General features: G+C 70.1%; 17 protein-coding genes. 9 read left to right on the top strand and 8 right to left on the bottom strand.

What is annotated here, in order from left to right; all coding sequences use genetic code 11:
• Together AQJ91_RS02365 and AQJ91_RS02360 are read left to right on the top strand one after the other, a co-directional pair.
• Positions 1–777, top strand: coding sequence for an ABC transporter permease (locus AQJ91_RS02365; RefSeq protein WP_079084623.1), 777 nt, complete (start codon positions 1–3; stop codon positions 775–777).
• 64 nt (positions 778–841) lie between these two features.
• Positions 842–1837 (top strand): COX15/CtaA family protein, encoded by a 996-nt coding sequence (locus AQJ91_RS02360; RefSeq protein ID WP_079084622.1) that lies wholly within the window; start codon positions 842–844, stop codon positions 1835–1837.
• A gap of 1 nt (position 1838) precedes the next feature.
• On the opposite strand, the gene AQJ91_RS02355 is transcribed toward AQJ91_RS02360, so the two are convergent.
• The 3 genes from AQJ91_RS02355 to AQJ91_RS02345 all read right to left on the bottom strand — a co-directional run bounded on the left by AQJ91_RS02355 (position 1839) and on the right by AQJ91_RS02345 (position 4452).
• Complete coding sequence (locus AQJ91_RS02355) at positions 1839–2945, bottom strand: amidohydrolase family protein (protein ID WP_067015450.1); 1107 nt, start codon at positions 2943–2945, stop codon at positions 1839–1841.
• 123 nt (positions 2946–3068) lie between these two features.
• Positions 3069–3401 carry a hypothetical protein gene (locus tag AQJ91_RS02350; protein WP_067015447.1) on the bottom strand — a complete coding sequence of 111 codons (333 nt, stop codon included), beginning with the start codon at positions 3399–3401 and terminating at the stop codon, positions 3069–3071.
• 82 nt (positions 3402–3483) lie between these two features.
• Complete coding sequence (locus AQJ91_RS02345) at positions 3484–4452, bottom strand: heme o synthase (RefSeq protein WP_407696812.1); 969 nt, start codon at positions 4450–4452, stop codon at positions 3484–3486.
• A 341-nt stretch (positions 4453–4793) separates the two neighbouring features.
• Between AQJ91_RS02345 and tkt the strand changes: the two genes are divergently transcribed.
• The 5 genes from tkt to pgl are packed head-to-tail and all read left to right on the top strand — an operon-like array spanning position 4794 to position 11476.
• The gene (tkt, locus tag AQJ91_RS02340) at positions 4794–6896 is read left to right on the top strand and encodes a transketolase (RefSeq protein WP_067015441.1); all 2103 of its coding nucleotides are present in this window, start codon (positions 4794–4796) and stop codon (positions 6894–6896) included.
• A gap of 33 nt (positions 6897–6929) precedes the next feature.
• Entirely contained in the window at positions 6930–8048 is a 1119-nt protein-coding gene (tal, locus tag AQJ91_RS02335; protein ID WP_067015438.1) for a transaldolase, read from the top strand.
• Positions 8049–8052: 4 nt separating this feature from the next.
• Positions 8053–9591 (top strand): glucose-6-phosphate dehydrogenase, encoded by a 1539-nt coding sequence (zwf, locus tag AQJ91_RS02330; RefSeq protein ID WP_067015434.1) that lies wholly within the window; start codon positions 8053–8055, stop codon positions 9589–9591.
• The gene (gene opcA, locus AQJ91_RS02325; RefSeq protein WP_067015430.1) at positions 9588–10697 is read left to right on the top strand and encodes a glucose-6-phosphate dehydrogenase assembly protein OpcA; all 1110 of its coding nucleotides are present in this window, start codon (positions 9588–9590) and stop codon (positions 10695–10697) included. The genes zwf and opcA overlap by 4 nt, the downstream gene beginning before the upstream one ends.
• The gene (gene pgl / locus AQJ91_RS02320) at positions 10694–11476 is read left to right on the top strand and encodes a 6-phosphogluconolactonase (RefSeq protein WP_067015428.1); all 783 of its coding nucleotides are present in this window, start codon (positions 10694–10696) and stop codon (positions 11474–11476) included. The genes opcA and pgl overlap by 4 nt, the downstream gene beginning before the upstream one ends.
• Positions 11477–11587: 111 nt before the next feature.
• Here the strand turns inward: pgl and AQJ91_RS02315 are convergent, their stop codons facing one another.
• The 5 genes from AQJ91_RS02315 to AQJ91_RS02290 form a co-directional block, all read right to left on the bottom strand.
• A complete protein-coding gene (locus AQJ91_RS02315) occupies positions 11588–12427 on the bottom strand; it encodes a carbohydrate ABC transporter permease (RefSeq protein WP_067015425.1) in 840 nt (279 codons plus the stop codon).
• Complete coding sequence (locus AQJ91_RS02310; protein WP_067015421.1) at positions 12424–13779, bottom strand: ABC transporter permease; 1356 nt, start codon at positions 13777–13779, stop codon at positions 12424–12426. The genes AQJ91_RS02315 and AQJ91_RS02310 overlap by 4 nt, the downstream gene beginning before the upstream one ends.
• A 6-nt stretch (positions 13780–13785) precedes the next feature.
• Complete coding sequence (locus AQJ91_RS02305; protein ID WP_067015418.1) at positions 13786–15114, bottom strand: ABC transporter substrate-binding protein; 1329 nt, start codon at positions 15112–15114, stop codon at positions 13786–13788.
• Positions 15115–15160: 46 nt separating this feature from the next.
• Positions 15161–17029, bottom strand: coding sequence for a glycoside hydrolase family 13 protein (locus AQJ91_RS55100; protein WP_234381780.1), 1869 nt, complete (start codon positions 17027–17029; stop codon positions 15161–15163).
• A 130-nt stretch (positions 17030–17159) separates the two neighbouring features.
• Entirely contained in the window at positions 17160–18431 is a 1272-nt protein-coding gene (locus AQJ91_RS02290; protein ID WP_067015415.1) for an ABC transporter substrate-binding protein, read from the bottom strand.
• 125 nt (positions 18432–18556) lie between these two features.
• Here AQJ91_RS02290 and AQJ91_RS02285 point away from each other — a divergent pair, with 125 nt between their 5' ends.
• Together AQJ91_RS02285 and AQJ91_RS02280 are read left to right on the top strand one after the other, a co-directional pair.
• Entirely contained in the window at positions 18557–19072 is a 516-nt protein-coding gene (locus AQJ91_RS02285) for a PadR family transcriptional regulator (RefSeq protein WP_067015411.1), read from the top strand.
• The gene (locus tag AQJ91_RS02280) at positions 19069–19830 is read left to right on the top strand and encodes an ABC transporter ATP-binding protein (protein WP_067015408.1); all 762 of its coding nucleotides are present in this window, start codon (positions 19069–19071) and stop codon (positions 19828–19830) included. Before AQJ91_RS02285 ends, AQJ91_RS02280 begins: the two co-directional genes overlap by 4 nt.
• The last annotated feature ends 84 nt before the right edge of the window (positions 19831–19914 follow it).

The following is a 19914-nucleotide window of genomic DNA, read 5'->3' as shown; positions in this document are numbered from 1 at the left end:
GTGACCACCGTCAGCACCGGTACGTACGCCCCGAAGCCGGGCGCGGCCCCCCTCCCCCGCATGATCGCGGCGCAGGCGGCCCTCGAGACGAAGATGCTCCTGCGCAACGGCGAACAGCTGCTGCTCACCGTCGTGATCCCGACCCTCCTGCTGGTCCTCTTCAGCACGGTCGACATCGTCGACACCGGCGCGGGCGAGGCCGTCGACTTCCTCACGCCCGGCGTCCTCGCGCTCGCCGTGATGTCGACCGCGTTCACGGGCCAGGCGATCGCGACCGGCTTCGAACGCCGGTACGGCGTGCTGAAGCGGCTCGCCTCCTCCCCGCTGCCCCGCTGGGGCCTGATGACCGCGAAGACGGTGTCCGTGCTGGTCACGGAGGTCCTCCAGATCGTCCTGCTGACAGTGATCGCCTTCGCGCTCGGCTGGTCACCGCAGGGCAACCCCGTCGCCGTCCTGCTCCTGCTCGTCCTGGGCACCGCCGCCTTCTCCGGCCTCGGCCTGCTGATGGCCGGCACGCTCAAGGCGGAGGCGACGCTCGGCGCCGCCAACCTCGTCTTCCTGCTGCTGCTCATGGGCGGCGGCGTCATCGTCCCGCTGGACAAGTTCCCGGCCGGCGCGCAGGACGTGCTGGGCCTGCTGCCCATCTCGGCACTGTCGGACGGCCTGCGGGACGTGCTCCGGCACGGCGCCGGGATGCCCTGGGGTGACCTGGGGATCCTCGCCGTCTGGGCGGTCGTCGGGCTGACCGCGGCCGGACGCTGGTTCCGCTGGGAGTGAGACAGAGCGGGACCCTCGTGAAAGCGTGCACAAGCGGCCGCCTACGATAGGGCGCGTGCCAAAAGTGACCCGCGCCGACGCCATGGCGGCCGCGCGCAACCCGCTCGCCTTCATCGCCGCACGCTGGACCCCAGACCCCAGGACGGTCCAACGTGCGGCCCTCGCCGCGCTCGTGATGTCCGTGGTCATCGTGGTGACCGGCGGTGCGGTGCGGCTCACCGGCTCCGGCCTCGGCTGCCCGACCTGGCCCAAGTGCACCGCCGACTCGCTCACCGCGACCAGCGAGATGGGCCTGCACGGCGCCATCGAGTTCGGCAACCGCATGCTGACGTACGTGCTGTGCGCGGCCGTCGGCTGGGCGATCATCGCCGCGCGCTCCGAGAAGCCGTACCGGCGCGGCCTGACCAAGCTGGGCTGGGCCCAGTTCTGGGTCGTGATGAGCAACGCCGTCCTCGGCGGCATCGTGGTGCTGGTCGGCCTCAACCCCTACACGGTCGCGGCGCACTTCGTGGCGACGTCGGCGCTGATCGCGGTCGCCACGGTGATGTGGCAGCGCACGAGGGAAGGTGACGGGGCGCCCCGTCCGCTGGTCGGCAAGTCCGTGCAGCAGCTGGTGTGGTTCCTGGTCGCGGCCTCCGTGCTGCTGATCCTGGTCGGCACGGTCGTGACCGGCGCGGGGCCGCACGCGGGCGACTCCAGCGAGGTCGAGCGGATGCCGCTCGACTGGGAGACGGTCAGCAAGGTGCACGCGGTACTGGCCTGGGTCGTGGTGACGCTGACGTTCGCCCTGTGGTTCGTCCTCAAGGCGGTCGACGCGCCGAAAGGGCCGTTGTCCCGCACGGGCGAGCTGTTCGTGATCCTGCTCGCCCAGGGCGTCATCGGCTATGTCCAGTACTTCACGGACCTCCCGGAGATCCTGGTCGGCCTGCACATGCTCGGCTCGGCCCTGACATGGATCGCGGTGCTGCGGGTGCTGCTGGCGCTGCGGGAGCGGCCGGAGACCGAACTGGCCGGCATCCCGGGGCCTGCGGCCGAGGCGACCGTAGGTTCCCGGGCGTAGCTCACTCCAGCCCGTACACCCGCCGCGCATTCCCCACCGCGATCAACCCGGCCACCCGCTGCGCGTCCGCCAGCGACCACGCCCCCTCGGCCACCCAGCCGCCCAGCACCCGCGCCAGCGCCTCGCGGAACAACCGCGCCCCCACCACGTGCAGCTCGGGCAGCCCATGGGCCCCGCTGGAGAAGAGGATCTTGCCGAAGGGGGCCAGTTCCAGGATCTCCGCCAGGACGGTCGCGGCCCTGGCGCCGGTGCGGACGAGTGCGGCGCCCGAGTCGGCGTAGACGTGCGGGAAGACGCCGGCGAGGTGGGCGGCGTGACGGTGGTACGGGTAGCCGTGCAGCAGCACCAGGTCCGTGCCGAGGCCGGCCGTGGCACGCACGAAGTCGGTCAGCAGTACCGGATCCGTACGGTCGATCCGCAGCCCCGGCTCCCCCAGCCCCGCGTGCAGTTGCAGCGGCAGCCCCGACGCCACCGCGATCCACAGCAGATGCCGCAGCAGCACGGGGTCGCTCAGCTCCCCGCCGACCCGGCGCCCCGCCAGCCAGCGCCCCGCCGCACCCCGTACCTCCCCCGGCCCCGGCGGTTCGGGCGCGAGGGCGAGTCCGTGCCGTACGCCCGCCACCGAGGTGAAGGCGACGGCGTTGGCCGCGGCCCCGTGCACCGACTCGGCGAGGTTGGCGAGGAAGGACTCGACGGTGCCGGAAGTGTCGGCGACCTGTTCGGCGAGGAGCTCCAGGCGCACGATCTCGTGGGCCTCGGCGTTCGCGGTGGACGCCATCTCGGAGGGGCCGGTGAGGTCACCGGGCAGGCCGGTGTCGACCAGGTACGTCGTGATGCCGCTGCCGCGCAGCAGCCGGCGGCCCGCTTCCAGTACGCCGAGTTCACGGCGCCGGGCGAGATAGCGGGCGGGCGGGCAGTGCGGTTCCAGGCCGAGCAGCGGGGGGCACCAGCGGCGTACGGCGAAACCGGTCTGGGTGTCGAAGAGGCTCGTGCCCGGCGCGGGCGGGCCCTCGGTGCGGGCCAGCTGGGCCTCGAAGGTGCCGAGGCCCAGCTCCGTCCTCAGTACGCCGTGGCAGTACTGGTCCACGAGGGACGGCGTTTCGATCATCCGGACTCCCGTGACTGGACCGTGCCGTACTACACGTCCTAACGGGTGAACCGGGCATCAGGTGTTGGTGTCACACACTCTGTGTGAATGACCGAGCCCTGTCGGCCACCGTCGTGCGGATGGTCAGGTGTTGCTCGGGCCGCCGACCTGGATCCCGGCCATGCGCGTCCACTCGTACGGCCCGGTCTTCACCTTGGCCGCGAACTCGCCGTCGAAGTCCTCGTGGACGGTGATCCCGGACTTCTCCACGGCCTTCTCGGCGATCTCGTACGAGGGTGCGACCAGGTCGCCCCAGCCGCCGTCCTCACCGACGAGGACGATCCGGGCGCCGCGCTCCCCGATGTACGCGACCTGACCCTCGGCGCCGCCGTGTGCCTTGGAGAAGGCGCTGATCTGCTTGGCCAGCTTGGCCGCCCTGCGCTCGGCCTTCGCGTCAACCTGCTGCGTGTCTGCCATGGCCAGGATGCTACCGACGGGTAGAGCGAACGGCGACGTGCGGGGTGCGTGACGCTTGCCTCAGCGTCCACGTGAGGAACGTCTACCTGAGGAAGGGGTCCACGGCGATCGCGACGAACACCAGCGACACGTAGGTGATCGACCAGTGGAACAGGCGCATCTCCTTGAGCTTCGCGCCCGTCACCTCCGCCTTCGCGCGGTTCTGGAGGGAGTGTGCCTCCCACAGCCACCAGCCGCCCGCGACCAGGGCGACCAGCGTGTAGAACCAGCCCGTGTAGCCGAGCGGGGTCAGCAGCAGCGAGACCGCCACCATCACCCAGCTGTACATGACGATCTGCCTGGCGACCACTTTGTTGGAAGCGATGACCGGCAGCATCGGCACGCCCACGCGTGCGTAGTCCTCCCTCACCTTCATGGACAGCGGCCAGTAGTGCGGCGGAGTCCAGAAGAAGATCACCATGAAGAGGATGACCGGCGCCCAGGAGAGGGAGTTCGTCACCGCCGACCAGCCGATGAGGACCGGCATGCAGCCGGCGATGCCGCCCCACACGATGTTCTGCGACGTACGCCGCTTGAGGATCATCGTGTAGACGACGACGTAGAAGAGGAGTGCGCCGAGGGACAGCCAGGCGGACAGCCAGTTGACGGCCAGGCCGAACAGGAGCGTCGAGACGACCGCCAGTGTGATGCCGAAGGCGAGGCACTCGCGGGGGCTGACCATGCCGGTGACCAGGGGGCGCTGCGAGGTGCGGTCCATCAGCGCGTCGATGTCGCGGTCGATGTACATGTTGAGCGCGTTGGCGCCGCCGGCGGAGAGGTAGCCGCCGAGGCAGGTGAGGAGCACCAGACGGAGGTCGGGCACGCCCTGCTCGGCGAGGAACATCACCGGAACGGTGGTGATCAGCAGCAGCTCGATGATCCGCGGCTTGGTCAGCGCCACGAACGCCTTGACACGGGCCCCGAACGGCCGGTGGCTCGGGCTCTGGCTCGTCCCGATAATCCCCGCTGGACGGGATTCAACGGCCGTCACGCACACCCCTGACAGAGACATCCCAGCAAGCCTCCCCCTGTGAAGTCCCGGTAAAGGCTCGCGCGTACCACGCCACTGTAGACGTTGCCCAGACCCGGACATTCGCGGGGGTGGGGTCGTGTTGAGCAGGCCTCCCGGACGAGCCGGACGGCACTCCGTTGAGCACTCGAACGAGCGGGTGCGTATTCAGTTGCCGGATGCCGTCCAGCCCAGTCGGGAGGCGCGTCCCCATGACTCCCGGCAGTCTGGAATGACTCGAAAAAATGCACGTTCTTACGGGGGTAGGCTCGACAACGGCCGGTGGGCGCCCAGTGCACCGGCATTCGACATGCGTGACATGTGGAGAGGAGCCCTGACCCAGGGTGAGCACCAAGCCGACCACCACAGACCTCGAGTGGACCGAGTTGGACCAGCGGGCCGTCGACACCGCCCGCGTCCTGGCCGCCGATGCCGTACAGAAGGTCGGCAACGGCCATCCGGGTACGGCGATGAGCCTGGCGCCTGCCGCCTACACCCTCTTCCAGAAGGTGATGCGGCACGACCCGGCGGACGCCGACTGGGTCGGGCGCGACCGCTTCGTGCTGTCCGCCGGCCACTCGTCCCTGACCCTCTACACCCAGCTGTACCTGGCCGGCTTCGGCCTGGAGCTGGATGACCTGAAGGCGTTCCGGACGTGGGGTTCGAAGACCCCCGGTCACCCGGAGTACGGCCACACGGTGGGCGTCGAGACCACCACCGGCCCGCTGGGCCAGGGTGTCGCCAACGCCGTCGGCATGGCCATGGCCGCCCGCTACGAGCGCGGTCTGTTCGACCCGGAGGCGCCCGCGGGCGAGTCTCCGTTCGACCACTTCGTGTACGCCATCGCCGGTGACGGCTGCCTCCAGGAGGGCATCTCCGCCGAGGCGTCCTCGATGGCCGGCCACCAGAAGCTCGGCAACCTCATCCTGCTGTGGGACGACAACCACATCTCGATCGAGGGCGACACCGAGACGGCCGTCTCCGAGGACACCGCTCTGCGGTACGAGGCGTACGGCTGGCATGTGCAACGCGTCGAGCCGCAGGCCAACGGCGACCTCGACCCGCAGGCCCTCTACGCCGCCGTCGAGGCCGCGAAGCAGGTCACGGACAAGCCGTCGTTCATCGCGATGCGCTCGATCATCGCCTGGCCCGCCCCGAACGCGCAGAACACCGAGGCCGCGCACGGCTCGGCGCTCGGCGACGAGGAGGTCGCGGCCACCAAGCGTGTCCTCGGCTTCGACCCGGAGCAGTCCTTCGAGGTCACCGACGAGGTCATCGCCCACACCCGCAAGGCGCTGGAGCGCGGCCGTCAGGCCAAGGCGGAGTGGGAGAAGCGGCTTCAGGAGTGGCGCAACAACAACCCGGAGCGCGCGGCCGAGTTCGACCGTATCGCCGCGGGTGAGCTGCCCACGGGCTGGGAGGAGAAGGTCCCGGTCTTCGAGGCGGGCAAGGGCGTCGCCACGCGTGCCGCGTCCGGCAAGGTCCTGCAGGCGCTGGGTGCGGTCATCCCGGAGCTGTGGGGCGGCTCGGCCGACCTGGCGGGCTCGAACAACACGACGATCGACAAGACGTCGTCGTTCCTGCCGGCGGACAACCCGCTGCCGGAGGCCGACCCGTACGGCCGCACGATCCACTTCGGTATCCGCGAGCACTCCATGGCCGCGGAGATGAACGGCATCGCGCTGCACGGCAACACCCGTATCTACGGCGGCACGTTCCTGGTCTTCTCCGACTACATGCGCAACGCCGTGCGCCTGTCCGCGCTGATGCACCTGCCGGTGACGTACGTGTGGACGCACGACTCCATCGGTCTCGGTGAGGACGGCCCGACGCACCAGCCGGTCGAGCACCTCGCCTCCCTGCGCGCCATCCCCGGTCTGAACATCGTCCGCCCGGCCGACGCCAACGAGACGGCCATCGCCTGGCGCGAGATCCTCAAGCGCCACACCAAGGTCTTCGGCAAGGGCGCCCCGCACGGTCTGGCGCTGACCCGCCAGGGCGTGCCGACGTACGAGCCCAACGAGGATACGGCGAAGGGCGGTTACGTCCTGTTCGAGGCCGAAGGGCCCGAAGGGCAGAACACTGCGCCCGAGGTCATCCTCATCGCCACCGGTTCCGAGGTGCATGTCGCCGTCGAGGCGCGTGAGCAGCTCCAGGCCGGCGGTGTGCCGACGCGGGTCGTGTCCATGCCGTCCGTGGAGTGGTTCGAGGAGCAGGACCAGGGGTACCGGGACAGCGTCCTGCCGCCCTCCGTGAAGGCGCGTGTCGCGGTGGAGGCCGGTATCGGTCTCACCTGGCACAAGTACGTCGGGGACGCCGGTCGCATCGTTTCCCTGGAGCACTTCGGTGCTTCCGCCGACGGCAAGGTCCTCTTCCGCGAGTACGGCTTCACTGGCGAGAACGTCGCCGCCGTCGCGCGGGAATCGATCGCCGCAACCCAGCGCTGACGCTCACATACGACACGTAGGAGATGTAATTCCATGACAGACGCACTCAAGCGCCTCTCCGAAGAAGGCGTCGCGATCTGGCTGGACGATCTGTCGCGTCGGCGGATCACGTCCGGCAACCTCGCCGAACTGATCGACCAGCAGCACGTCGTGGGCGTCACCACCAACCCGACGATCTTCCAGAAGGCGATCTCGTCGGGCGACGGTTACGAGCAGCAGCTCGCCGACCTCGCCGCCCGCAAGGTCACCGTCGAAGAGGCCATCCGCATGATCACGACGGCGGACGTCCGTGACGCCGCCGACATCCTGCGCCCGGTCTTCGACGCCACCGGCGGCCAGGACGGCCGGGTGTCGATCGAGGTGGACCCGCGTCTGGCCCACAACACCGCTGCGACGATCGCCGAGGCCAAGCAGCTGGCCTGGCTGGTCGACCGTCCCAACACCCTCATCAAGATTCCGGCCACCAAGGCGGGTCTGCCGGCGATCACCGAGGTCATCGGCCTCGGTATCAGCGTCAACGTCACGCTGATCTTCTCGCTGGAGCGCTACCGCGAGGTCATGGACGCCTACCTGGCAGGTCTGGAGAAGGCCAAGGAGCGCGGGCTCGACCTGTCGCTGATCCGTTCGGTGGCGTCCTTCTTCGTGTCCCGCGTGGACACCGAGATCGACCAGCGCATCGACGCCCTTGGCACGGCCGAGGCCAAGGCGCTGCGCGGCAAGGCCGCCGTCGCCAACGCGCGGCTCGCCTACCAGGCGTACGAGGAGGTCTTCTCGTCCGACCGCTGGTCGAAGCTGGAGAACGCGGGCGCCAACAAGCAGCGTCCACTGTGGGCCTCGACCGGTGTGAAGGACCCGGCGTACAAGGACACCCTGTACGTCGACGACCTGGTCGCGCCGAACACGGTCAACACCATGCCGGAGGCCACCCTGCAGGCCACCGAGGACCACGGGCAGATCACCGGCAACACCGTCGGCGGCACGTACGCGCAGGCCCGCGCCGACCTCGACGCCGTCGAGAAGCTCGGGATCGCGTACGACGACGTGGTCCAGGTTCTGGAGGACGAGGGCGTCGAGAAGTTCGAGGCGTCCTGGAACGACCTGCTCAAGTCGACCGAGGCGGAGCTCGCGCGCCTCGCCCCTTCGGAGGGCTGACATCTTGGCACCTCTTTCCGGTTCCGGAGCGAACCCGCTTCGTGACCCCGCCGACCGACGGCTCCCGCGTATCGCGGGGCCGTCGGGCCTGGTCATCTTCGGCGTCACGGGCGATTTGTCACGAAAGAAGCTCATGCCCGCCGTGTACGACCTCGCGAACCGGGGTCTGCTGCCGCCGGGTTTCTCGCTGGTCGGCTTCGCGCGCCGTGAGTGGCAGAACGAGGACTTCGCGCAGGAGGTCCACGACGCGGTCAAGGAGCACGCCCGCACGCCCTTCCGTGAGGAGGTCTGGCACCAGCTCATCCAGGGCATGCGCTTCGTGCAGGGCACCTTCGACGACGACGACGCCTTCGAGCGGCTGCGCGCCACCATCGAGGAGCTGGACAAGGCGCAGGGTACGGGGGGCAACTTCGCCTTCTACCTGTCGGTGCCGCCGCGCTCCTTCCCGGTGGTCATCCAGCAGCTGAAGAAGCATGGTCTGGCCGACCAGTCGAGCGGCTCCTGGCGGCGCGCGGTCATCGAGAAGCCCTTCGGCCACGACCTGCAGTCGGCCGAGGAGCTCAACAAGGTCGTCCACGAGGTGTTCGCCCCGGACCAGGTGTTCCGGATCGACCACTACCTGGGCAAGGAGACCGTCCAGAACATCCTGGCGCTGCGGTTCGCCAACACGATGTTCGAGCCGATCTGGAACCGGTCCTTCGTGGACCACGTGCAGATCACGATGGCCGAGGACATCGGCATCGGCGGCCGGGCGGGTTACTACGACGGCATCGGCGCCGCCCGTGACGTCATCCAGAACCACCTCCTCCAGCTCATGGCGCTGACCGCCATGGAGGAGCCGGCCTCCTTCGACGCGGACGCGCTGGCCGCGGAGAAGACCAAGGTGCTCGGTGCCGTACGACTGCCGAAGGACCTGGGCCGGGACACGGTGTTCGCGCAGTACGCGGCGGGCTGGCAGGGCGGCGAGAAGGCGGTCGGCTACCTCCAGGAGGACGGCATCGACGCCAAGTCGAAGACCGACACGTACGCCGCGATCAAGCTGGAGGTCGACAACCGCCGCTGGGCGGGCGTCCCCTTCTATCTGCGTACCGGCAAGCGCCTCGGCCGGCGCGTCACCGAGATCGCGGTGGTCTTCCAGCGGGCACCGCACTCCCCCTTCGACCACACGGCGACGGAGGAGCTGGGCAAGAACGCGATCGTGATCCGCGTCCAGCCCGACGAGGGCGTCACGGTCCGCTTCGGTTCCAAGGTCCCCGGCACGTCGATGGAGATCCGGGACGTGTCCATGGACTTCGCGTACGGCGAGTCGTTCACGGAGTCGAGCCCGGAGGCGTACGAGCGGCTCATCCTCGATGTCCTGCTCGGCGACTCGAACCTCTTCCCGCGCACCGAGGAGGTCGAGCTGTCCTGGAAGATCCTCGACCCGATCGAGGTGTACTGGGACAAGCACGGCAAGCCGGCGCAGTACCCGGCCGGTACGTGGGGCCCCGTCGAGGCGGACGAAATGCTCGAGCGAGACGGACGGAGCTGGCGGCGGCCATGAAGATAGACCTCACGGACACCACGGCCAGCAAGATCAACAAGGCGCTGGTGCAGGGCCGCCGTGCGATCGGTACGCCGGCCGTGGGCATGGTGCTCACGCTGGTCATCGTCACCGACGAGGAGAACGCCTACGACGCCCTGAGGGCCGCGAACGACGCGTCGCACGAGCACCCCTCGCGCACGCTCGTGGTCATCAAGCGCGTCTCCCGCTCGCCCCGCGACCGTACGCAGTCGCGCCTCGACGCCGAGGTGCGGGTCGGCGCGGACGCGGGCACCGGTGAGACCGTCGTGCTGCGGCTGTACGGCGAGGTCGTGGACCACGCCCAGTCGGTGGTCCTGCCGCTGCTGCTGCCCGACGCCCCGGTGGTGGTCTGGTGGCCGGTGAACGCGCCGCTCGACCCGGCGAACGACCCGCTGGGCGCGCTGGCCCAGCGCCGGGTGACCGACACGTACGCCTCGGAGCAGCCGGTACGCGAGCTCGGCGCCCGCGCCGACACCTACACGCCCGGCGACACGGACCTGTCGTGGACCCGCATCACGCCCTGGCGTTCGATGCTGGCCGCGGCCCTGGACCAGGTGGTCTGCGAGGTGCGGGCCGTCGAGGTGGAGGGCGAGGAGTTCAACCCGAGCTGTGAGCTGCTGGCGATGTGGCTCGCGGACCGGCTGGACGTTCCCGTGAAGCGGTCGCTGTCGCCGGGCCCCGGTCTGACGGCGGTCCGCATGGACACCGACTGCGGCCCGATCGTGCTGGACCGGGCGGACGGCTCGCTGGCCACCCTCTCCATCCAGGGCCAGCCGGACCGTGCGGTGGCGCTCAAGCGCCGTGAGACGGCCGAGCTGATCGGTGAGGAACTGCGGCGGCTGGACCCGGACGACACATACGCGTCGGCGCTGCGGTTCGGGGTGGAGCGGCTGGCCCCCTCGAACGGGACCGCTGCCAAGAAGCCGGGCACCGAGGCTCCGGAGCAGACGCAGGAGCAGGGTGAGTCGGGTGGTGAGCCGGTCGCCAAAGGAGAAGCGATCGCCACTCCCGTCGAAATGGCTGCGAAGGCACCCGCGAAGGAAGCGGCGGCGCAGGCCCCGGTGAAGAAGGCGGCTGCCAAGTGAGCACTCCCCAGCTGGTCGTGCACCGCGACAAGGAGCTGATGGCGCAGGCCGCGGCAGCCCGGCTGATCACCAGGATCGTGGACGCGCAGGCCTCCCGGGGTCAGGCGTCCGTGGTCCTGACCGGCGGCCGCAACGGCAACGGCCTGCTGGCCGCGCTGGCCGCCGCTCCCGCCCGGGACGCCATCGACTGGAGCCGCCTCGACCTGTGGTGGGGCGACGAGCGGTTCCTGCCCGAGGGCGACCCCGACCGCAATGTCACGCAGGCCCGCGAGGCTCTGCTTGACGCGGTGCCGCTGGACCCGAAGCGCGTGCACGCCATGCCCGCGCCGGACGGCCCCCACGGCACCGATGTGGACGCGGCGGCTGCTGCCTACGCCGAGGAGCTCGCCCGGGCGGCGGGCCCCGAGAACCACGGCTCGGTGCCGACGTTCGACGTCCTGATGCTGGGCGTCGGCCCGGACACCCATGTGGCGTCCCTGTTCCCGGAGCTCCCGGCGGTACGGGAGACCGAGCGCACGGTCGTCGGCGTCCACGGCGCGCCCAAGCCCCCGCCGACCCGGGTCACGCTCACGCTCCCGGCTATCCGGGCGGCGCGTGAGGTGTGGCTGCTGGCGGCCGGCGAGGACAAGGCGCAGGCCGCGGCGATCGCGCTGTCGGGCGCGGGCGAGATCCAGGCGCCGGCGGCGGGAGCGTACGGCCGCGCCCGCACGCTGTGGCTTCTGGACATGGCGGCGGCGTCCCAGCTGCCGAGGTCGCTGTATCCCCCGGCTTCCCCTTGAGTTGGGTGCGGCGGGTTGGGTTTCGTCCCCGCCGCCCCCACCCATTCCCGTCCCGTGGGGGCTCCGCCCCCAGACCCCCGCTTCGGTCCTGAACGGGGCTCGTCGAAGGGGCTACTTCACCGAGCCCGCCATCACCCCCTGCACAAAGTGCCGCTGGAACGCGAAGAACACGACCACCGGCACCACCAGCGACACGAACGCCCCCGGCGCCAGCACATCGATGTTGCTGCCGAACTGTCTTATCTGCGACTGGAGTTCCACGGTCAGCGGCTGCGCGGAGCTGTCCGCGAACAGCAGCGCCACCAGCATGTCGTTCCACACCCACAGGAACTGGAAGATGGCGAGGCTGGCGATCGCGGGCCGCCCCACCGGCAGGACGAGCCGGATGAAGATCCGCCACTCACTGCCGCCGTCCATCCGCGCAGCCTCGAGCATCTCCTTCGGCATCTCGGCGAAGTAGTTCCGCAGCAGGAAGACCGCGAACGGCAAGCCGTACGCCACATGGAACAGCACGACACCGGGAATCGTGCCGAACAGCCCCAACTGGCCGAAGAGTTTGGCCACCGGCAGCAGTCCGATCTGCACCGGCACCACCAGCAGCGCCACCACGACCAGGAAGACGGCCTCGCGCCCCGGGAAGTCCAGCCACGCGAAGGCGTACCCGGCGAGCGCCGCGAGGACCACGACCAGCACGGTCGTCGGCACCGAGATCAGCACCGTGTTCCAGAACGCCTCCGTGATCCCCGCGTTCTTCAGCAGCGCCGAGTAGTTGGAGAAGGACAGCTGCCCAGGGCTGGAGAAGACCGTCCACCAGCCGCCCTGGGCCGTGTCCTCGGCCGACCGCAGCGAGGACAGGAGCAGCCCCGCCAGCGGAGTCAGCCAGATCAGCCCGACCACCACGAGGAAGGCCTGCACCAGGCCCTTGTCCAGGCCACGCCTGACCGCGTTCATCGCTGACTCCTTCGGAAACGACGGACGTTGAAGAGCATGGCCGGGACCACCAACAGCAGGAGCAGCACACCCAGCGCGCTGCCCAGCCCCTGGTTGTTGCCGCCGCCGAAGGACACCAGCCACATCTGCGTCGCGAGCACGGTCGCGTCCTCCTGTACCGGGCCGGGCGCGATGATGTAGACGAGGTCGAAGACCTTCATCACGTTGATCACGAGGGTCACGAACACCACGGTCAGGACGGGCGCCAGCAGCGGCACGGTGATCCGCCGGAAGATCTGCCACTCGTTCGCGCCGTCCATCCGCGCCGCCTCCAGCGCGTCCCGCGGCAGCGTCGCGAGCCCGGCGCCGATCAGCACCATCGCGAAGCCGGTCCAGATCCACAGGTACGCCCCGATGATCGCCGGCGTGACGAGCGCGGGGCCGAGCCAGGAGACGCCCTCGTAGGGCGCGGCGAAGTTCGAGGCGGGCAGCTTCACGGCGTACGACCCGGCCTCCAGTCCCGAGAAGCGGAAGGAGCCGTCGGCCGCGGTGGTCGTCGAGGCGACCGTCTGCCCGGTGCGCACCGCCTCTACCTTCATCTCCGGCAGCCCGCTCTCCCGCCGGTCGACCTTGCCCTGCTGTCCTCCCCCACCGGGCGTGAAGTCCAGGTAGACGACCCCGCGCAGTTCGTCCGAGGCGGCCTTCTTCGCCGCCGCGTACGCGGGTACGGCACCGCCGGGCAGGTCCTTCGGCGGAACCCCGACCAACCCGAGCGCCACCACGTCACCCGGGGACACGCTCGCACTCGTCCGGTACGAGCCGTCCGCCCCCGCCCTCAGCCCCTGGCCGTCGCGCGCCCGGGCCGTCGGATACGCCGACGTGCCCGTGAAGGCGTCGTGCACGGAGACCACCGCCGCGTTCAGCACGCCCTTGTCCGGGTCCTCGTCGTAGGCGAGCCGGAAGACGATGCCCGCGGCGAGGAAGGACACCGCCATCGGCATGAACAGCAGCAGCTTGAAGGCCGTCGCCCAGCGGACCTTCTCCACCAGCACCGCGAGGATCAGCCCGAGGCCGGTCAGCAGGGCCGGTGCCACGACGACCCAGACGGCCGTGTTCCGGACGGCCTTGAGGGTCGCCGGGTCGCGGAACATCTCGGTGTAGTTCTCGCCGCCCACGAAGCGGGTGCCGGACGCGTCGAAGAAGCTGCGCCCGATCGAGAACAGCACGGGGTAGACGACGAGCGCGCCCAACAGGAGCAGCGCGGGCAGGACGAACAGCACGGCCATGATCCGCCCGCGCCGTCGCAAGCGCCGCGCACGGTCGGCGAGCCCGACAGGGGGCGGACTCGTCTCTTTCACAAGCGTCGCGGTCATGGCCGGTCAGCCCTTGTACGCCTTCGCCGCCGCGTCCTCCAGCCGGGCCGCGGTCCCCTTCGGGTCGGACGGGTCGCGCAGGAAGTCCTGGAGCAGCTTCCACTCGCCCGCGCCCTTGGTGCCGCCGAAGGCCGCCGGCGCCTGGTCGGACATGTCGAAGCGGACCGAATCTCCGGCCGTGACAAGGGACTTGGCGGTCGCCCGCGTGACGTCGTCGCCGTACGAGGCGAGGTCGAGCTTCTTGTTCGGGGACAGGAAGCCGCCCGCCTCCGCCCACACGGCCGCGGCCCCGGGGGTCGCGAGGTACTCCAGGAGCTTCATGCCGGCATCGGCGTTCTTGCCGTCCTTCAGGACGACCGCCGCGTCACCGCCGCTGACCACCGGCGCCTCACCGCCGCCGACCGCCGGGAACGGGAAGAAGTTCGCGTCCTCGCCGATCGACTTCCCGAACTGGTCCTTGGCGACCCCGGCGACGAAGTCCCCCTCGTAGACCATGCCGGCCTCGGGCTTGGGCCCGAACACCTTCTCCACCGAGCCCGGGAAGTCGGTGTTGAGGGCCCCCTTCTGGCCGCCGGCTATCAGCTGCTTGTCCTTGAAGAGCTTGCCGAGCGTCGTGAGCGCCTCGACCACGGACGCGTCGGTCCACTTCAGCTGGTGGGCGGCGAGGGCGTCGTACTTCTCAGGTCCGGCCTGGGAGAGGTAGATGTTCTCGAACCAGTCGGTGAGGGTCCAGCCGTCCTGGCCGGCGACCGAGAAGGCGGCGAGTCCGGAGTCGGAGACGGTGTGCCCGGCCTTCAGCATGTCGTCGTACGTCTTCGGCGCCTCGACGCCCGCCTGGGTGAGCGCGTCGGGGCTGTACCAGACCGTCGACTTGTGGGCGGCCTTGAAGTACAGGCCGTACAGCGTGCTGTCGACGCTGCCGTACGTCTTCCACACGTTCGCGTAGTTGGCGTCGACCGACTGCTGCGTCGTCTTCGACAGCGGTTTGAGCCAGCCCTTCTGCGCGAACTGCTGGAGCACGCCGACCTGCGGGACCATCACCACGTCGGGGGCGTTACCGCCCTCGATCTTGCTGCCGACGACGGTGGAGACGTTGTCCCCGGTGGACACGAACTGCGTCTTGGCGCCGGTCTGCTCGGCGAACGCTGCGAGCACCTTCTGGAAGTTCTTCTGCTCACTGCCGGACCAGACACCGGCCACGGTGACCGTCTGGCCGCTGAGCGCCTTGTCACCGCCGCCCGCCTCGACCGGTTCGCCGCCACCGCAGGCGGTCGCGCCGAGAGTCAGGGCGAGGGCGGTGCAGCTGGTGAGCAGGGTCGTACGTCGTTGCATCATCGTTGATGTCCCTTCCGGGGATGGGGAGTTGACGGGTGGGGGTGGGTCAGAGGGTCGTGCCGTCGGCGATCCACCAGGCCGCCGTCGAACCGGGGAGCACCCCGGCCGGGCAGGGGCCGCTGGACAGCAGCGGGGTGCCTGAGACCGGCGCGGGGGTGGGTGCCGTACCGAAGTTGACGGCGCACACGAGGTCGTCGCCGCGGACGAAGGCCAGGACGCCGGGCGGGGTGTCCAGCCAGCGCAGCGCCCCTTCGCCCAACTGGGGCAGTGCGGCGCGGAGTTGGAGGCCGTCGCGGTAGAGGTGCCAGGAGGAGCGGGTGTCGGCGAGGGCCCGGTCGGTGGCGTGCTCTGCGAACCACTCCGGCTGCGGCAGCCACGGCTTGGCACCCTCGGCACCGGAGGTGAAGCCGAAGGGGGACGCCTGCCCCGACCACGGCAGCGGGACGCGGCAGCCGTCACGTATGCGGGCGCGGCTTCCGGTGCGGTGGAAGATCGGGTCGGTGAGCACGTCGTCGGGCAGGTCGACGACCTCGGGCAGCCCCAGCTCCTCGCCCTGGTAGATGTACGCGGCTCCGGGCAGCGCCAGCATCAGCAGCGCGGCGGCGCGGGCGCGGGCGACGCCGAGCCCGCCAGGGGGTGTCTTCTGGATCAGGTCGGCAGGAGGTGGTGGTGCGTTGTGGCCGACCTGAGCGGGGTCTGGTGCGTGCGGCTGCAAGGCGGAGGAGGGCGTCGACGCGGAGCATGGGCAACCGACGACAACGCCGCAGATGTGCGCGCCAGACCTCGCGTCGCCGGCCTGATCCAGAAGACACCCCCTGGCCTCGGTGGCGGGTTCGCCGTAGCGGGTGACGGTGCGGACCTGGTCGTGGTTGTTGAGGACCCAGGTGACCGTCGAGCCCGTGCCGGCTATGTCCTGCATGGCCTCGGAGATGACCTTGCGGAAGGCGTCGGCGTCCCATGGGGCGCCGAGCAGGTCGAAGAAGAAGGCCTGGTGGAGTTCGTCGGCGCGGACGTACTGGGCGTGTTCGCGGGCGGTGGGCACGGACACCTCGCCGACCAGCAGCCGTTCGCGGCCGTCGCGTGCCGTGTACTCCTCGCACACCGCCCGCCAGTGCCGCCACACCTCGTGCACCTCGGGCTGGTTCCAGGCCAGCGGGTTGACCGAGTCGCGGGTGCGGGCGTCGGCCTCCGGGTCCGGGGAGTCGGGCAGCTCCGGGTGCTTGTAGAGGCCGGCGGCGACATCGATGCGGAAGCCGTCGATGCCCCGGTCCAGCCAGAAGCGCAGGACCCGGTCGAACTCGGCGCCGACCTCGGGGTTGCGCCAGTTCCAGTCGGGCTGCTCGGGCGCGAACATGTGCAGGTACCACTGGCCGGGCCGTCCGTCCGCCTCGGTGACCCGGGTCCAGGCCGGGCCGCCGAACATGGAGTGCCAGTTGTTGGGCGGCTCGGTGCCGTCCGGGCCGCGGCCGTCGGCGAAGTGGAAGCGGGTGCGGGCCGCGCTGCCGGGAGCGGAGGCGAGCGCCTCCTGGAACCACGGGTGCTCGCTGGAGCAGTGGTTCGGGACGATGTCCAGGAGCACCTTGATGCCGAGCCGCCGGGCGGCCGCCATCAGCAGCTCGAACTCGGCGAGGTCGCCGAAGAGCGGGTCGACGTCGCAGTAGTCGGCCACGTCGTAGCCGTGGTCGTGCTGCGGCGAGGGGTAGAAGGGGCTCAGCCAGATCCCGTCGACACCCAGCTTCTTCAGATACGGCAGCCCGGCCCTGACCCCGGCGAGATCGCCGATGCCGTCGCCGGTGCTGTCCAGGAAGCTGCGGACGTACACCTGGTAGATCACCGCGTCGCGCCACCAACGGCGGACGGTGTGGGTCTCGTTGATCACCCCATGGACCTGTCTGTGCGAGTGACGGTTATGCATGCATGTTAAGTAGGCATGTCGCACGGGTGTCAACGAGCGGGCAGAAGTTGCCGAGGAGTTGGTCAGTAAAATCCGGACTTATCCGGGCAAGCAGAGCCTCAATGAGACGTCCGCGTTACTTAACAGGTAACTATCGACGGGGAATGGTCGCAAGCTCGCGCGCCAGCCGTCGCACCGCGGCCTCGGGCGTCTCGCGCCCGGTCATCGCGTCGTGCACGACCGCCTGCACCACCAGGCTGACCTGGTCGTAGCGCGGGCTCTTGGGGCGCGGCTCGGCCGTGACCACGCTGGCGCGCAGGGTCGGCAGATACGGGAACTGCCGTATCAGCTCGGGATCTTCGTACAGCGCGGCCCGTACGGGCGGCAGCGCGCCCCGCGTGAGGACCTGGCGCTGGACGGGCTCACTGGTGAGGTACGCGATCAGACGCGCGGCCGACTCGGGGTACCGCGAGTGCGTGCTCACGGCCAGGTTGGAGCCGCCGAGCACACTCGTCCCCGGCCCGTCCGGCCCCGGCAGCGGTACGGCGCCGATCTTGCCGGCGACCGGGGAGCCCTTGGCCGACGCGACGACATAGGCGTACGGCCAGTTGCGGAGGAACAGCAGGCGCCCGTCCTGGAAGGCCTGCTTGGACTCCTCCTCCTTGTACGTCAGCGCCCGCTTCGGTATCCAGCCCTCGCGTACGCCACGCGCCAGGAACTCGATGCCCTCACGGGCGGCCGCCGAGTTCACGGTGACCCGCTCGCCCTCGTCGCCGAGGATCGTGCCGCCCGCCGAGTAGACGGCCTCGGCCGCGTTGACGGTGAGACCCTCGTACGGCAGGAACTGGCCCGCGTAGCCGTCGAGTCCGTACTTCGGGGCGATGGTCTTCGCGTCCCGTTCCAGCTCGGCCCAGGTGCGCGGCGGCGGGAGGCCCTCCTTGGCGAGGATGTCCTTGCGGTAGAGGAGCAGTCCGGCGTTGGTGACGTACGGCACGGCGTACAGCTGTCCTTCGTACGTCGCCGTGTCGACGACCGGTGACAGGAAGGCCTGCTTCGGGACGGCGTCGCGCGGCAGGCGCCGTATCCAGCCCGCCGCGGCGAATTCCGAGGTCCAGTTGACGTCGATGTTGAGGATGTCGAAGCGCCCCCGGTCGCCGTCGCGCAGGTCGGTGATCATCTGCGCGTGGGTCTCGTCGGCGGAGTCCGGGAGTTCGACGAGGGTGACCCTCTCGGCCGGGTGCCTGCGGTTCCAGCCCTCCAGCAGGGGGCCGAGATAGCCGGTGAGGTCACCGGCGGTGGCGAGGGTCAGTGGCCCCCGGCCGCCCGCGGCGCCCTCGTCGGCCCGGGCGCCCGCGGCGACATGACCCGTCAAGATCACGACGAGAACGAGGAGACCCCTACCGGCGGCGTGTATCCACCGCATAGGTTCCTCCTTGCACCCCGGCCCCGGGCACCTTCGCCCGGAGTCAGAGGCCATGTATACCTGTTAGGTATGGGCGATACTAGGGCCTGCGGCACATTACTGAGGATGCGAGGAGGAGAGCACGAGTGCGGCTTGCCCTCCTGGCCCTGCTCGCCCGCGGCCCGGCCCACGGCTACGAGCTCAAGCAGGACCTTGAGCAGACGCTGGGCTCCGCGTACCCTCAGCCGAACGTCGGCCAGATCTACGTGACCCTCGGCCGCCTCGAGAAGCAGGGACTCATCGAGGGCGAGGACGTCGAGCAGTCCAGCCGGCCCAACAAGAAGGTCTACCACCTCACCGACACCGGGCGGGAGGCGCTGCGCGCCTGGTTCGAGGAGCCCGAGGACGAGCCACGGGTGCGGGACGAGTTCTTCATGAAGCTGGCCCTCGCCCCGCAGACCGGTCTCGCCGACCGGATCGCCCTCATCAACAAACAGCGGCGCCAGTACCTCAACACCATGCGCAGTCTGTCGAAGCTGGCCGCCGCCGAAGACCGGGACAACCGCATCGCCCACCTGCTGATTGAGGGCGCGATGCTGCACCTGCAGGCCGACCTCGACTGGCTGGAGCGGTGCCAGGAAGAGCTGGAGGAGCTGGAGTGAGCGCTGGAACGAGCGACCGTCCCGCTCCTGTGCTGCGCGCCGAGGGCCTGGTCAAGACGCACTACGGCGAAGGCGCCCCAGCGCATGCCGTACGCGGGGTCGATCTGTGCGTACGGCAGGGCGAGTTCGTGGCGATCACCGGTCCGTCCGGCGCCGGCAAGTCGACGCTGCTGCACCTGCTGGGCGGGCTGCAGCGGCCGGACAGCGGCAGCCTCCACCTGGACGGTGAGTGCACGGACGCCTACACCGAGTCGCGCTGGGCCGTGGAGCGCAGGAAGCGCATCGGGATCGTCTTCCAGTTCTTCAACCTGGTGTCGAACCTGTCGGTCGCCGACAACGTGGAGCTGCCCGCGCTGCTCGCCGGGGTCCCGCCGAAGCGGGCGCGGGCCGAGCGGGAGGAACTGCTGGCCGAGCTGGGCCTGGCCGGCAAGGAGCGGAGCATGCCGGGCGAGCTGTCCGGCGGCGAGCAGCAGCGGGTCGCCCTCGCCCGCGCCCTGGTCAACCATCCGCCGCTGCTGCTGGCCGACGAGCCCGCGGGCAGCCTGGACAGCAAGGGCACCCGCGAGGTGATGCGGCTGCTGTCCCGCTTCCACCAACGCGGCCAGACCATCCTGCTGGTCACCCATGACGCCCGGCTGGCGAGCGCCGCGGACCGGGTGATCAGCTTCTTCGACGGCCGGATCGCCGACGACGCGGAACTGGACGGCACACCGTCGCACCGCACCGGCATATCCGGGGTGCTGGAGCTCAGGGACTGAGATGCGCCCGTACGACCATTCCGTCGCCGCGCGCGAGCGACAGCCCGAGTGCCGTTCGGCCCCGCGCGGACCAGGAGGCTGAGG

The sequence above is a fragment of the Streptomyces dysideae genome (assembly GCF_001514305.1).
Classification (GTDB): domain Bacteria; phylum Actinomycetota; class Actinomycetes; order Streptomycetales; family Streptomycetaceae; genus Streptomyces; species Streptomyces dysideae.
The sequence above is the reverse complement of the archived record's forward strand: the minus strand, read 5'-3'. Positions and strand labels throughout refer to the sequence as shown.

What these genes read in the sequence shown, in the direction of transcription:
- AQJ91_RS02355 (WP_067015450.1), bottom strand. Translation starts at nt 2,945, where the DNA reads ATGATCGAAACGCCGTCCCTCGTGGACCAGTACTGCCACGGCGTACTG.
- AQJ91_RS02350 (WP_067015447.1), bottom strand. Translation starts at nt 3,401, where the DNA reads ATGGCAGACACGCAGCAGGTTGACGCGAAGGCCGAGCGCAGGGCGGCC.
- AQJ91_RS02345 (WP_407696812.1), bottom strand. Translation starts at nt 4,452, where the DNA reads ATGTCTCTGTCAGGGGTGTGCGTGACGGCCGTTGAATCCCGTCCAGCG.
- tal (WP_067015438.1), top strand. Translation starts at nt 6,930, where the DNA reads ATGACAGACGCACTCAAGCGCCTCTCCGAAGAAGGCGTCGCGATCTGG.
- opcA (WP_067015430.1), top strand. Translation starts at nt 9,588, where the DNA reads ATGAAGATAGACCTCACGGACACCACGGCCAGCAAGATCAACAAGGCG.
- AQJ91_RS02315 (WP_067015425.1), bottom strand. Translation starts at nt 12,427, where the DNA reads ATGAACGCGGTCAGGCGTGGCCTGGACAAGGGCCTGGTGCAGGCCTTC.
- AQJ91_RS02310 (WP_067015421.1), bottom strand. Translation starts at nt 13,779, where the DNA reads ATGACCGCGACGCTTGTGAAAGAGACGAGTCCGCCCCCTGTCGGGCTC.
- AQJ91_RS02305 (WP_067015418.1), bottom strand. Translation starts at nt 15,114, where the DNA reads ATGATGCAACGACGTACGACCCTGCTCACCAGCTGCACCGCCCTCGCC.
- AQJ91_RS55100 (WP_234381780.1), bottom strand. Translation starts at nt 17,029, where the DNA reads ATGCATAACCGTCACTCGCACAGACAGGTCCATGGGGTGATCAACGAG.
- AQJ91_RS02290 (WP_067015415.1), bottom strand. Translation starts at nt 18,431, where the DNA reads ATGCGGTGGATACACGCCGCCGGTAGGGGTCTCCTCGTTCTCGTCGTG.